The following is a 13,301-nucleotide window of genomic DNA, read 5'->3' on the forward strand; positions in this document are numbered from 1 at the left end:
AGGCGGAACAGTCGATTGACTTTTCCGCACCAAAAGAAAGCTGAGACAAGAAATTATAAATGGTGCCCGGAGGCGGATTTGAACCACCGACACGCGGATTTTCAATCCGCTGCTCTACCAACTGAGCTATCCGGGCACTTTAGGCTCTTGAAGAACCTTCGCTTTCGCGACTTGAAGCAGCTCGCTGCCCCGAAAGTGAGCGGGGTTATAACATCTTGTTCGAACATGGCAAGCACCCCTTCGAACTTTTTTGACAGTTTTTTTATTCAGCCTGTGGATGACCATAATATCCGCCCCGGAGAGCCTGCTCACGGCTGAAAAAATGCTGTCTTTCGGTTGGTGAAACCCACTCGTTCCTTTCTCAAACATAAATCAAACCAGCCACTTGCAATGAAATATCCTCCCAAGGCTCTCATCGCGCGTTTGTGCAACATCCTGAAAAAGAAACAGGCCCCGAAGGGCCTGTGTGTTTTATCAGCAATCTTATTACGCTGCCTTGGCGGCATCGGCGTAGGGGTCGAACCGGCCGTAGAAGGTCTCGCCTTTCGCCGCCATGTCCTTCAGGAGCGGCGTTGGCTGGAAGCGCGGGCCATAGATGCCCGCCAGCTTCTCAGCAAGAGCCACGAACGTCTTCACGCCCATTCCGTCGATGTAGGACAAAGCGCCACCGGTATAGGGTGCGAAACCGAAACCGAGGATCGAGCCAACGTCGGCTTCACGCGGATCGGTGACGATGCCTTCTTCGACCGTTCTCGCCGCTTCAAGAGCAACAGTGACCAGGAAGCGCTGTTTCAGCACGTCCATGTCCACGTCTTCTGGCTTCTTTTGCGGGTAAAGCGTCTTCAGGTCCGGCCAGAGAGATTTCTTCGCAGGCTTCGGCGGATAGTCGTAGAAGCCCTTGGCATTCTTGCGCCCAAAACGCCCTTCGTCTTCAACCAGCTTCCTGACCAGCTCCATATGACGCGGATCGACAGCCTTTTCACCCAGATCGACAACGGTGGCCTTGAGGATCTTATAGGAGAGGTCGATGGCGACCTCGTCGTTCAACGCCAGCGGACCGACCGGCATGCCCGCGAACTTCGCGGCGTTCTCGATCATTGCGGCAGGAACGCCTTCGATCAGCATGTCATAGCTTTCCGCCATGTAACGCAGAACGCAGCGATTGACGAAGAAGCCACGCGTATCGTTGACCACGATCGGTGTCTTTTTGATTTTCGCAACGTAGTCCAGCGCGACAGCGAGAGCCTTGTCGCCAGTCTCCTTGCCGAGGATAACCTCCGTCAGCATCATTTTCTCAACGGGCGAGAAGAAGTGGATACCGATGAAATCAAGCGGACGCCTGGAATTCTTTGCAAGATTGGTGATTGGCAAGGTTGAGGTATTGGATGCAAAGATTGCCCCTTCCGGCAGCACCGCTTCCACCTGCTCGATCACCGCCTTTTTCACATCGCGATCTTCGAACACAGCTTCGATCACCAGGTTCGCGGTTTTCAGCGCGGCGTAATCAGAGGTCGGTGTGATGCGAGCGAGGATGGCAGCACCCTCCTCCTGTGTCATGCGGCCCTTGCCGATGCTATCCTTGACCAATCCCTCGCAAGTCACCTTGCCCTTGGCCGCCGCTTCGTCGTCACGGTCAATCAACGTGACATCGAGACCGGCAACGGCTGTGACATAAGCAATCGATGCTCCCATGAAGCCCGCGCCAACAACACCGACGTGTTTCAAGTCGCTCTTCGGCTGGCCTGCAGGACGACGCGCGCCCTTACCAAGCTCCTGCATGGAGATGAACAGCGAGCGGATCATCGCAAAGGCTTCGTTGGAACGAAGAATTTCCGTGAAATAGCGTTGCTCGACCTTCAGCGCCGTATCGAAGGGCAATTGCAGGCCTTCATAGACGCATTTGAGGATGGCAAGCGCTGCCGGATAATTGCCGGCGCTTTCACGCCGCAGGATGGCTGGGGCTGCCGGCCAAAGCTGCGCTGCTGCCGGTGTCCAGATGCCGCCGCCGGGGGCTTTGAAACCCTTCTCGTCCCACGGAGCAACAGGCTTCAGACCGTCCTTGATCAACTGCTTGGCAGCAACGATCAACTGATCCGGTTCCACGACCTGATGTACGAGGTTCATGGCCTTGGCTCGCTGCGCGGTCAAGGACTGGCCTGTCGTCATCATCTGCAGGGCGGATTGTGCATCTGTCAGACGGGGAACACGCTGGGTGCCACCAGCACCGGGGAAGATGCCAACCTTGACTTCCGGCAGGGCTATCTTGACGCTCTTGGCGTTCGAGGCCACACGGCCATGGCAGGCCAGCGACAGTTCAAATGCGCCGCCCATGCAGGTGCCGTTGATGGCAGAGACCCAGGGTTTGCCGTTTGTCTCGATCTTGCGGAACAGTCCATTCATCTTGCCGACGAGATCAAAAAGCTTCTGCGCTGCCTGATCCGGGTTCTTGGCCTTTTCCTCATGGTAGAAGGAAAACATTGACTTGATCATCGAAAGGTCAGCGCCACCGGAGAAGGTGCTTTTACCGGAGGTGAAGACAACAGCCTTTACGGCAGTGTCCGCGACCGTTGCGTCAACGATTGCATTCAACTCTTCCATGACCTGCGCCGTAAAGACGTTCATGGATTTTTCCGGCATGTCCCAGGTAACAAGGGCAATGCCGTCTGCGTCGGTTTCGACGGTGAAATTGGTATAGCTCATCGGTTTCCTCCCGAAATCAAACGCGCTCAATGACGGTTGCCGTGCCCATGCCTGCACCGATGCAGAGCGTGACCAGCGCCGTGTTGAGATCACGGCGTTCCAGTTCATCCAGCACCGTGCCCAGGATCATCGCGCCCGTGGCACCCAGCGGGTGACCCATGGCGATTGCACCGCCGTTGACGTTCATCTTGTCGTGGCTGATATCGAAGGCCTGCATGTAGCGCAGCACGACAGCCGCAAAGGCCTCATTAAGTTCGAACAGGTCGATATCCGATAACGACATGCCGGTCTTCTTCAGCAGCTTTTCCGTTACGTCCACAGGACCTGTTAACATCAAAGCCGGATCGGAGCCGATATTTGCGAACGCCTTGATCCGTGCTCGCGGCTTCAGGCCCATGGATTCACCACCGGCCTTCGAGCCGACCAGCACTGCCGCCGCGCCATCGACGATGCCGGAAGAATTACCAGCGTGGTGGACGTAGTTGATCCGCTCGACTTCCGGATGCGCCATGATGCCCACAGCTTCGAAGCCACCCATTTCACCCGGCATCTGGAAGGATGCATTGAGCGAAGCAAGCGCCTGCATATCCGTGCCCGGGCGCATATGCTCATCCCGGTCGAGAATGACGATGCCGTTCTGGTCCTTCACAGGAACGACGGACTTTTTGAAGTAGCCGTTTTCCCAGGCGTGGGCGGCGCGCTTCTGGCTTTCCACCGCATAGGCGTCCACGTCATCACGGTTGAAACCGTATTTGGTGGCGATGAGATCAGCGGAAACACCCTGCGGCATGAAGAAGGCCGGGAAGTTGACCGACGGGTCCATGTACCAGGCGCCACCAGACATACCCATGCCAACGCGCGACATGCTTTCGACGCCGCCAGCAATGACGATATCGTCGGAACCGGCTGCAACCTTTCCAGCAGCAAAGTTGATGGCATCCAGACCCGACGCGCAGAAGCGCGAGATCTGCATGCCGGGTGCTCTCGTCGAATAGCCGGCCTCAAAAGCTGCGGCTTTCGGAATGACGGCGCCGGCATCCATGACTGGATCAACACAGCCCATGATGATGTCATCGACGGTGGTCGTGTCCAGTCCATTACGGTCGCGGATGGCTTCGAGCGTCTTGGCGGCAAGGCGAACGGACGGCACTTCGTGCAGGCTGCCATCCTTCTTGCCGCGTCCGCGCGGTGTGCGGACGTGATCGTAAATATAAACCTCGGTCATTTCTCAATCTCCCTGCGGCGCACGGGCGCCAGCTTTATCAGAATGCTTCGGCAGCCAGTTCCATCGTCGTATCGGCACCGGTTTCAATGCGGACCTTGCGCAGTACCGTTTCCGGCAGGATACGCTCCATGAAGAACTTCGCTGTGACAAGCTTGTTCTTGAGATATTGCTCGTCCGATGCGGCACCGGACGCGAGCGCAGCCTGCGCAGCCTTTGCCATGCGGGCGTGCATATAGCCCAGAACCACAAGGCCAAAGAGGTGCATGTAGTCGGTCGAACCGGCCCCGGCATTGTCCGGCTTGGCCATGGCGTTCTGCATGAACCACATGGTTGCAGCCTGAAGGTCGTTCAAGCCTTTCTTCAGACCCTTGGTGTAAAGCACCAGGCTTTCATCCGCACGGTTCTCCTCGCAGAAATCGCCGATCTCCTTGAAGAGCGCCATGACGGCACGGCCACCGTTGAGACCGAGCTTGCGGCCAACCAGATCGAGCGCCTGAATGCCGTTGGCACCTTCGTAGATCATGGTGATACGCGCATCGCGAACATATTGGCTCATGCCATGTTCTTCGATGTATCCGTGGCCACCAAAGACCTGCTGGGCTGCAACTGCGTGATCGAAGCCCTTGTCGGTCAACACACCCTTCAGGATCGGCGTGACCAGGCCGAGCAAATCGTCCGCCATCTGCCGCTCCTTCTCGTCCGGTGAGCGATGGGCGATATCCGACTGCAACGCCGTCCAAAGCAGGAAAGCGCGACCTGCCTCGTTAAAGGCGCGGATCGTCATCAACGTGCGGCGCACATCCGGATGAACGATGATCGGATCGGCCTTCTTGTCCGGGTTTTTCGCACCGGTGAGAGAACGGCCCTGGATGCGATCGCGGGCATATTCGGCAGCGTTCTGGTAGGCGATTTCACCAATCGAAAGCCCTTGCAGGCCAACGCCAAGGCGAGCCTCGTTCATCATCACGAACATGGCCGAAAGGCCCTTGTTCTCCGCGCCGATCAGATACCCGGTCGCGTCATCGTAGTTCATGACGCAGGTGGAATTGCCGTGAATACCCATCTTGTGCTCAATCGCACCACAGACAACACCGTTGCGGGCACCAAGCGAACCGTCGCCGTTGACAAGGAACTTTGGCACGATGAACAGCGAAATGCCCTTGGTGCCTTCCGGAGCGCCTTCGATGCGGGCGAGAACCAGGTGAACGATATTGTCCGTCATCGGATGCTCGCCAGCCGAGATGAAAATCTTCTGACCGGAAATCTTGTAGGAACCGTCGCCGTGCGGAACGGCTTTCGTCCGCAACAGACCAAGATCGGTGCCACAATGCGGTTCCGTCAGGTTCATCGTGCCGGACCATGTGCCTTCAACCATCTTCGGCAGATAGGTCTTCTTCTGCTCATCGGTTCCATGAACGAGAATGGCGGCAATCGCGCCCTGCGTGAGGCCCGGATACATCATCAGCGAGAGGTTTGCAGACGACATGTATTCGCCGATCGCCGCATGCAGCGTATAGGGAAGCCCCTGACCGCCAAATTCCGCAGGGACGGCAAGACCTGTCCAGCCACCTTCGCAATAGGCGTCATAGGCTTGCTTGAAGCCATCGGGAACGGAAACGGACCCATCGTCTGCGCGCTTGCAGCCCTGCTGGTCGCCGGAGAGATTGAGCGGGAAGAGCTGTTCCTCTGCAAGCTTGGCAGCCTCGCCGGTAATCGCCTCGATCATGTCAGGCGTCGCATCCTCAAAGCCCGGCAGATTGTTGTATCGCTCCAGGCCGAGCACGTCGTTCAGGATAAAAAGCGTGTCTTTGACAGGGGCCTTGTAAACAGGCATTACCGATGTTCCTCCGCATCGTGAAAGCCGGAGACAATCCGGCGCAATGCACGCACATTATTTGACGTGCGCGTAAACGTCAAATAATTTTGGTCGCTTTATTCGAGCTCTAAAATTCTACCTGAGGTACCCGCTTGGCCGAAGGACACGGCTCTGCCGCAAAAGTTAAAAAATTCTCACCATATTTAACTACTTCTTTACCACGTTTCGTGAATTGTTCCCCGAAAGGTAACTGCTTCGTGAATCGGTGCATTTACCTCCAAATAGGCGGACTCGGCTTGAAAACTCCTTGATGTCACTGCGATGGCGCGGCCAATGGGTCACCATCACGACATCCAGCAGGATAGGCCGGACGGTAAGCGAAGCGAGCGAGAAGATGAACGGATTGCGATCAAAAACTCCACAGCCAAGCGACAGATCGTCTCTTGATGTGCTCAATCGCACCATTGAGGGCCTGGAAGCCCGCATCGAAGGATTGATGAGCCAGAAGTTTCCGCGCGAACAGCGGGCCGGCAGCGCGCCCCTGGAAGCAAGAAACGAAGTGCATCCGACACAAGCGGAGCAGCGCCTCCCGGTCGCACCGCCGCAGCTCGATCCCGTTAACGAAATCCGCCAGCGCCAGCGCTTGCTGGAAGCACGTTTTCAACGCGCGCAAGAGCCCGTGGCACGTCCCGAACGCACGATCAGCCGACCGCTTGTCCGGGCATCCCAGCGACAGGACGCATCTTCCGATACAGCTCGCCCAGCACCCCGTCAGCGCCCGTCGGCTGAACCGCAGCCGCAGCAGAATGACGGTGCCTTGCAGGATATTGCACAGGCCCTGGTCAACTTGCGCCATGAACTGAAACACGACATTTCCGAGGGTGTAGCCCGCGAAATGCACAACCTTCGTGCTGAAATCCGCAACATTCGCTCCTTTGCCGAAGACCAGCAATTTGCAGGCGATCTGCGTGACGACATTTCGCGACTGGCAAGCAGTATCGACCAACTAGGCGGCCTCGCACCGACGGATGCACAGGAACTGAGAGGCGAGTTCGAGGAACTGCGACTGCTGATGGATCAGCTCGCCCGTGAAGACAGCGTTCACCGGATAGAAAGCCGCTGGAACAACGTCGAAGACAGCCTGCGCGGTTTCGATGCTGCGTCCCTCCAGGACGAGATCGTGTCGCTTGCCTATCGTCTGGACGACATCAAGACGCAGCTCGGCAGCATGAGCAACAATCCTGCCGTCCGCGTTCTCGAAGACAAGCTGATTGCCATTGCCGGCGCAGTCGAACAACTTGGCAAACATATGCGGCCGAATGAGGCGGCGTTTACCGAGCAGTTTTCAGGCCTTGACCAGCGGCTCGACGAAATCAGCCGTGCCATTGCCGCCGCTGGCAACCGTTCCAACACACAGGCCATGGACACTGCGCTGGCGCAGCGCCTGGAAACCCGGCTGAGCAGCCTCGCCGAGCAACTTGACGATATCAATCGCCTCGCGGCAAGACCTGACCCGACCTCCGAACTGACGGCTCGCCTCGAAACACTGGCCGGCAAGATCGACGAACTGGGCGGAGCACGCGAAGCCACCGAATTGCATGAGCGACTGGATCAGCTTTCCCTGCTGCTGGAGCATTCGCAGCGCCCGTCACAGCAGGCCGAACTGACGTCTTTCCTGAACGAGATTTCCCGCAAGATCGATGCGCTTGACCACGGCGCCGTCAATGACGGACTGGCTGAGCGGCTCGACGGGATCGCCCGCCGGATCGACGACCTCGATTATCGTTACAGCCAGCAGCAGCCGGCAGCGGCTTTTGATGACAGCGCCTTCCTGCGCCTGGAAGAGCGACTTGGCGACATTGCCGCCCGTCTGGACGAAAGCTCCTACGCTGCACCGACCGACAACAATGCGCTGCTCAGCCTTGAAAGCCAGATCGCACATCTGTCTTCTCTGGTCAGCCAGCCCAGCCGCACGGAAGCAATTGGACTTTCGCCGGAACTCGACGCGCGCATGGCAGCGATCGAAGACTACATGTCGTCGAACGACGAATATATCATCGAGGCAGCACGACAGGCGGCCGAGGCCGTGCTGGAAGCCTATACGCGAAACAATCTCGGTTCGAGCACCAGCCTGACCGACGTGACGGCTCTGAACGACCTCGCAAATGACCTGCGCAGTCTGGAAGAACTGAGCCGAAACACTGAGGAGCGGACGCACCGGACGTTCGAGGCGCTGCACGAGACTCTGGTGCAGATCGCCGGGCGCCTGGACAATCTCGACAATCATGATCTGGGTCGTGACAATGGGCGTGATTTCGGCCGCAGGGCTGCGCCCTCGCCCGTCTATGCCGAGGAAAACCCTGTTCGCAACATTGCGCAGCAGATGATGTCGCCTGTTGCCGAGCCGCAGGCGGCTCGCGACGATGTGAAAATGCCGGCGGCAGTCTTCCCCGAGGAGGGCTATATCGCCGAAGAACAGGCGATCCTCAACGATACGCGAGCATTTGCCGATACCGACGCAGAGACGGCAACGATTGCGCCGCCAGCAGCTGCCAAGCCCGCCAAGAAGGAAAAAACGAGCCTGCTTGCCGGTCTGACGAAGCGCTTCCGCTCCGGCACGGCGAAGGCTCCGACCGCTTCAGAGGAGGCGGTACCTGCTACCTCCGGCCGCACGCAGGTCGAACCGGCACCGTCGCTCGACCCGATCGACGTTCTTCCAGCCGGTCAGGAAAACGAACTGCTGGAGCCGGGTTCCGGCGCACCCGATATCAAGAAGATCCTTGAGCGGGTAAGGGCAAATCAGATCGCCGCCAGCGGCAAGCCGGTTGATGCCGACAGCCGTGCCGACTTCATTGCCGCCGCTCGCCGCGCCGCGCAGGCTGCCGCCATGGAAACGGCCCCGGAAAAGAATGAGACTGGCAAAAAAGCGGGCAAGTCGGGTGCTTCGGCACTTTCCCGTTATCGTCGTCCGCTCCTGCTTGGTATCGGTGCCATTCTTCTCGCGATGATGGCGATGCCGCTTGTCAAGTCGATGATCGGCGGTGGAGAGGCTCCCGCTCCCGCAGCAATCGAACAGAAGACCGGTGAAGCTCCGGTTTCCGCATTGCCTGATGGCGCCGAACAGAGCGTGACCATTCCCTCCGACCTCGTCATCGACCAGAAAGAGGCGACAGCCGCAGACAGCCTTGAAAACGCTGGTCAGCCGGAAAACGTCATCGATGAACGCGTGGTCGGCGGCGCACCGCTGCCTGAAGAGGCCCCTGTTGCCGAGAAGCCAACCGTCGATGCCGCAACCGCCGACACGGTCGCGGAAGCACAACCACAGCAAACCGAAACACCTGTTGTGGCGCCCCCCCAGGCACAGGAGGCGATCGCCGTTCCTGCCGGTATCGAGCCAGCCTCGCTTGCCGATGCCGCCGCGAAAGGTGATGCAACCGCGCTGTTTGAGGTTGCCGTACGCTTCACAGATGGCCGCGGCGTTACCGCAGACCGTGCTGAGGCGGCAAAATGGTACAAACTTTCCGCAGATCGCGGCCTTGCACCCGCGCAATACCGCCTCGCCAACATGTACGAAAAGGCGAACGGTGTTGAGCGTAACCTTGTTGAAGCGAAGCGCTACTACACCATGGCGTCGGAACAGGGGAACGCCGGCGCAATGCATAATCTCGCCGTTCTGCTCGCCTCCGATGCCGCCGGTCAGCCGGATTTCGCCGCTGCGACGCAATGGTTCATCAAGGCTTCGGAACTCGGCGTTCGCGACAGCCAGTTCAACCTGGCCATCCTTTACGCCCGCGGTAGCGGCGTGAAGCAGGACATCGAGGAATCTTACAAGTGGTTCGCGATTGCCGCCAAGGATGGCGATGCTGACGCCGGCCAGAAACGCGATGAAGTGGCAAGGGCTCTGAGCCCTGAGCAGCTTAAAAGTGCGCAGGCAAAGGTTGACGCCTGGAAGGCCACGCCGCTGAACGAAGATGCGAATGGTGTTAATCCGCCCGATGAATGGGCTGGAAAAGAAGGCGTCAAAACCGCATCCGTAGACATGGAAAAGGCGATCCGCAACATTCAGGCCATCCTGAACAACAATGGCTTCAATGCCGGTACGCCCGATGGCAAGCTCGGCAAAAACACGGTTACCGCCATCAAGGACTTCCAGAAGTCAGTCGGGCAGTCACCCGATGGTCGCATCACCAACGAACTGGTGACGGCTTTGCTGGAACGCAACAAGTAAGACGAGCGAACAACAGAAAGCGGCCTAGTGGGCCGCTTTCCCTGTTTTGCGGATGACTGTTTGTCATTGCGCCTTCACACCTCCTCTATCTTTCCAAAATATCAACGTATTTCCCGTTGAATGTTGACACCTCAAGTCCTCGCGGGCATGAGGTGAGAAGGTCGTTACACGCGGCCTTTTCAGACAGAAAATGTAAATCGCGGCGCGGCTGCCCACCCGGACAGATGATGCCGCCCCGGAACCATGCGCCCGAGGTCCGAGCCGTGACTGTCTACCTGCCGATCGCAGAACTGTCGGTGAATATTTTCATCATTCTCGGCATGGGTGCGGCTGTCGGTTTTCTGTCCGGCATGTTCGGTGTGGGCGGTGGATTTCTGATCACCCCGCTGTTGATCTTTTACAACATTCCCCCTGTCGTCGCAGTCGCCACCGGCGCGAACCAGGTCGTAGCCTCATCGGTATCCGGCTCCATCACCCATTTCAGGCGCGGAACGCTGGACGTGAAACTCGGCAGTGTGTTGCTGGTCGGGGGTCTGGCAGGCGCGACGGTCGGTGTCTGGGTATTCTCATTCCTGCGGAGCATCGGACAGCTCGACCTCATCGTATCGCTGCTTTATGTCATCCTGCTTGGCACGGTCGGTAGTTTGATGCTGAAAGAGAGCATTTCGGCGCTTCGCCGCAGCGCCCGCAACGAAAGCGTGGTGCTGCGCAGACCTGGCCAGCACAATTGGGTGCACCGGCTGCCGCTGAAAATGCGGTTCAAGAAATCGAAGATCTACTTGAGCGTCATCCCCGTGATAACGCTCGGCTTTGGTATCGGCGTCCTCACCTCAATCATGGGTGTGGGCGGCGGCTTTATCATGGTCCCGGCAATGATCTATCTCCTGCGTATTCCGACCAATGTTGTCGTCGGAACGTCGCTGTTTCAGATCATTTTCGTCACGGCATATACGACGATCGTGCAGGCTGCGACCAACTATTCGGTCGATGTCGTTCTCGCCTTCATTCTGATGGTTGCCGGCGTTATTGGCGCGCAATATGGCGTACGCGTCGGACAGAAGCTGCGTGGCGAACAGTTGCGCGCATTGTTGGCATTGCTGGTGCTCGCGGTGGCGCTTCGCCTTGCCGTCTCGCTGGTCGTCCGTCCCGACGATCTGTTTTCCGTTGCCGTGGGAGGGTTGGGCTATTGACTTGCCGTCTCCCTGTTGCAGCGATACTTGGCCTGCTTTTACCCCTGTTTGCCGGCACAGCTCTGGCCCAGACGCCTCCACTTGCAATCCCGATAGCTCCGCAGCAGGGGCCATTGCAGGAAAACATAGAAATCGGCGCATCGACAACGGAAATTCCGATCACATCGGATTTTCGCGGCGCGGATTTCACGCTTTTTGGCGCGTTGAACAACACCGACCAGTTGCTGCTGGCGATCGGTCAATACGATATCATCGTCACGCTTGAGGGGCCGAACGACTACATGACCGTGCGCAAGAAGGATCGCGTTGCGGGCATATGGATCAACACCAGTGCAATTACCTTCACGCCTCTGCCAGAATCCTATTCGATGGCGAGCACGCGCGACATTAATTCCATCGCCTCCGCAGGCACGCTACGGGCGATGGGGCTCGGCGTCGATCACCTGCCACTCAAAAGCGCCGCCTTTTCCGGCGTGCCCGACAATGTGTTCGATTTCCAGGAGGCTTACCGGCGGCTCAAGCTCACCAGCGGGATCTATCGCAACGACGCGACTGGCGTGCGCCTGGAGCGGACAGGACTTTTCTGGGCAACCCTTCGCCTTCCCGCCAATGTGCCGAATGGTGTACATACCGCCCATGCCTACCTCTTCAAGAGCGGGCGTTTCATTGCCCAACGAGAGTTGAAACTGCGCGTCGTCAAGACAGGCATGGAGCAGGCCATCACCAATGCCGCGCATGAAACACCTTTGGCCTACGGCACATTGTGCGTCCTGCTTGCCGTCATCACCGGCTGGGGTGCCAGCATCATCTTCCGCAAGGACTGATCAGGCTTCGGCCGCAAAGATAGCATTCGCTTCCTTTATCGCTTTGCAGTAAAATTCAAAGCGTTACGGCCGCGGTGACACGTGGTGTCGCCTCGTCGGCTGTAACCGGGATGAAAAGGAGAAATGTCATGTTCAAGCACATTCTCATTCCCACCGACGGTTCGCCGCTGGCGCAGATTGCGGTCGATAATGGCTTTGCCCTTGCAAAGGACGCGGGCGCGAAAGTGACTGTGGTCACGGTCTCCGAACCTTTTCATGTGATTGCCAGCGATGTCGACGACATCGCCGCCATTGCCGAAGAGGAATTCCACCGCTGCGAGGAGGCCGAGCACCTGCTCAAGAACACGCGAGAACGCGCCGTGTCGATGGGGCTGGAATGCGACGCCCTCCTGGCGAGAGCCGGCCGCCCTGACGAAGCAATCATCGAAACCGCAAACAGGAGCGGCTGCGACCTGATCGCCATGGCCTCACATCGTCGCAAGAGTTTTCTGGAAATGCTGCTCGGCAGCGTCACCGCAAGAGTGCTGAAAAACTCGAAGATTCCGGTTCTGGTCTATCGGCAATAGAGCAGCGCTCACCCCAGAAGGTTCGAGAACCTTACGGCGTAAATTCGATCCCGACCAAGGAGATGCGCAACCAGTGCATTCCGATCGAAGAGGCCTGCCATGGCCTTATGTCGCAAATCCAGACCGCCGCTCATGACCCCAAAAGCCGGCATAAGCAGGCGCACGCCATCAGTTGCAAAACATGGACGGCGAACCGTCTTTTCACGGCGGCGAACCGTTGCCGCAGGATGGAGATGGCCGGCAATTTCCCCAATTGCGTCAGCAGCCCTGGCTTTGGGCTCATGCCGGAAAACGAGGTTTCCGAAAAACATCTCATCCATCGAGGAGCCAGGAAGATCGACTGTGCCATCAGGATCATGGTTGCCGTTGATCCATATCCATTCGCGGCCCGCCGCCATCTCCCTGATGATTTCGCGCAAGGGCAGCGGCAGCAATTCTGAGCCAACGCGGTCGTGAAAATTGTCGCCCAGACTGACGACGATCTTTGGATCGTAACGGGCGACCAGCGAAGCGAGGATTTTCAACGTGGCAATGGTGTCATAAGGCGGCAGCAGTCTTCCCCGCCGAGCAAAAGCCGCGCCCTTTTCGAGATGCAGATCGGACACGACCAATAGCGACAGATCAGGCAAAAACAGCCCACCCAGGGGGTCGCACCAGGCGGAAACGCCGTTGACGTCAATCTCCGAGCCAAGGCACTCGAAGCCGGTTGAGAATCTCTCGCTCAGGGCAAGGCGGCTCAGCACGTTCATTTC

General features: G+C 58.1%; 8 protein-coding genes and 1 tRNA gene. 4 read left to right on the top strand and 5 right to left on the bottom strand.

The annotated features are described in order from the left end of the window. Positions 1-60: 60 nt before the first annotated feature. The 4 genes from ACIQT8_RS14535 to ACIQT8_RS14550 all read right to left on the bottom strand — a co-directional run bounded on the left by ACIQT8_RS14535 (position 61) and on the right by ACIQT8_RS14550 (position 5,759). Positions 61-136: transfer RNA gene (locus ACIQT8_RS14535), tRNA-Phe, on the bottom strand. Positions 137-486: 350 nt separating this feature from the next. After that, positions 487-2,700, bottom strand: a complete 2,214-nt coding sequence (locus ACIQT8_RS14540) for an FAD-dependent oxidoreductase (protein ID WP_400966466.1) — start codon at positions 2,698-2,700, stop codon at positions 487-489. Between the two features lie 16 nt (positions 2,701-2,716). Further along, positions 2,717-3,925, bottom strand: coding sequence for an acetyl-CoA C-acetyltransferase (locus ACIQT8_RS14545; RefSeq protein ID WP_400966469.1), 1,209 nt, complete (start codon positions 3,923-3,925; stop codon positions 2,717-2,719). Between the two features lie 37 nt (positions 3,926-3,962). After that, a complete protein-coding gene (locus tag ACIQT8_RS14550; protein WP_400966472.1) occupies positions 3,963-5,759 on the bottom strand; it encodes an acyl-CoA dehydrogenase C-terminal domain-containing protein in 1,797 nt (598 codons plus the stop codon). Between the two features lie 376 nt (positions 5,760-6,135). On the opposite strand from ACIQT8_RS14550, the gene ACIQT8_RS14555 reads away from it, so the two are divergent. The 4 genes from ACIQT8_RS14555 to ACIQT8_RS14570 all read left to right on the top strand — a co-directional run bounded on the left by ACIQT8_RS14555 (position 6,136) and on the right by ACIQT8_RS14570 (position 12,549). Continuing rightward, complete coding sequence (locus ACIQT8_RS14555) at positions 6,136-9,969, top strand: peptidoglycan-binding protein (RefSeq protein WP_400967151.1); 3,834 nt, start codon at positions 6,136-6,138, stop codon at positions 9,967-9,969. A 263-nt stretch (positions 9,970-10,232) separates the two neighbouring features. Next, positions 10,233-11,159 carry a sulfite exporter TauE/SafE family protein gene (locus tag ACIQT8_RS14560; protein WP_138794941.1) on the top strand — a complete coding sequence of 309 codons (927 nt, stop codon included), beginning with the start codon at positions 10,233-10,235 and terminating at the stop codon, positions 11,157-11,159. After that, positions 11,156-11,983, top strand: a complete 828-nt coding sequence (locus tag ACIQT8_RS14565) for a TIGR02186 family protein (protein ID WP_178340704.1) — start codon at positions 11,156-11,158, stop codon at positions 11,981-11,983. The genes ACIQT8_RS14560 and ACIQT8_RS14565 overlap by 4 nt, the downstream gene beginning before the upstream one ends. Positions 11,984-12,111: 128 nt before the next feature. After that, positions 12,112-12,549 carry a universal stress protein gene (locus tag ACIQT8_RS14570; RefSeq protein WP_138794522.1) on the top strand — a complete coding sequence of 146 codons (438 nt, stop codon included), beginning with the start codon at positions 12,112-12,114 and terminating at the stop codon, positions 12,547-12,549. A gap of 8 nt (positions 12,550-12,557) precedes the next feature. On the opposite strand, the gene pdeM is transcribed toward ACIQT8_RS14570, so the two are convergent. After that, entirely contained in the window at positions 12,558-13,292 is a 735-nt protein-coding gene (pdeM, locus tag ACIQT8_RS14575) for a ligase-associated DNA damage response endonuclease PdeM (protein WP_400966477.1), read from the bottom strand. Positions 13,293-13,301: the final 9 nt, after the last annotated feature.

The organism is Agrobacterium sp. NPDC090273 (assembly GCF_044772305.1).
Taxonomy (GTDB): Bacteria; Pseudomonadota; Alphaproteobacteria; order Rhizobiales; family Rhizobiaceae; genus Agrobacterium.

What these genes read in the sequence shown, in the direction of transcription:
- ACIQT8_RS14550 (WP_400966472.1), bottom strand. Translation starts at nt 5,759, where the DNA reads ATGCCTGTTTACAAGGCCCCTGTCAAAGACACGCTTTTTATCCTGAAC.
- ACIQT8_RS14540 (WP_400966466.1), bottom strand. Translation starts at nt 2,700, where the DNA reads ATGAGCTATACCAATTTCACCGTCGAAACCGACGCAGACGGCATTGCC.
- ACIQT8_RS14545 (WP_400966469.1), bottom strand. Translation starts at nt 3,925, where the DNA reads ATGACCGAGGTTTATATTTACGATCACGTCCGCACACCGCGCGGACGC.
- ACIQT8_RS14570 (WP_138794522.1), top strand. Translation starts at nt 12,112, where the DNA reads ATGTTCAAGCACATTCTCATTCCCACCGACGGTTCGCCGCTGGCGCAG.
- ACIQT8_RS14555 (WP_400967151.1), top strand. Translation starts at nt 6,136, where the DNA reads ATGAACGGATTGCGATCAAAAACTCCACAGCCAAGCGACAGATCGTCT.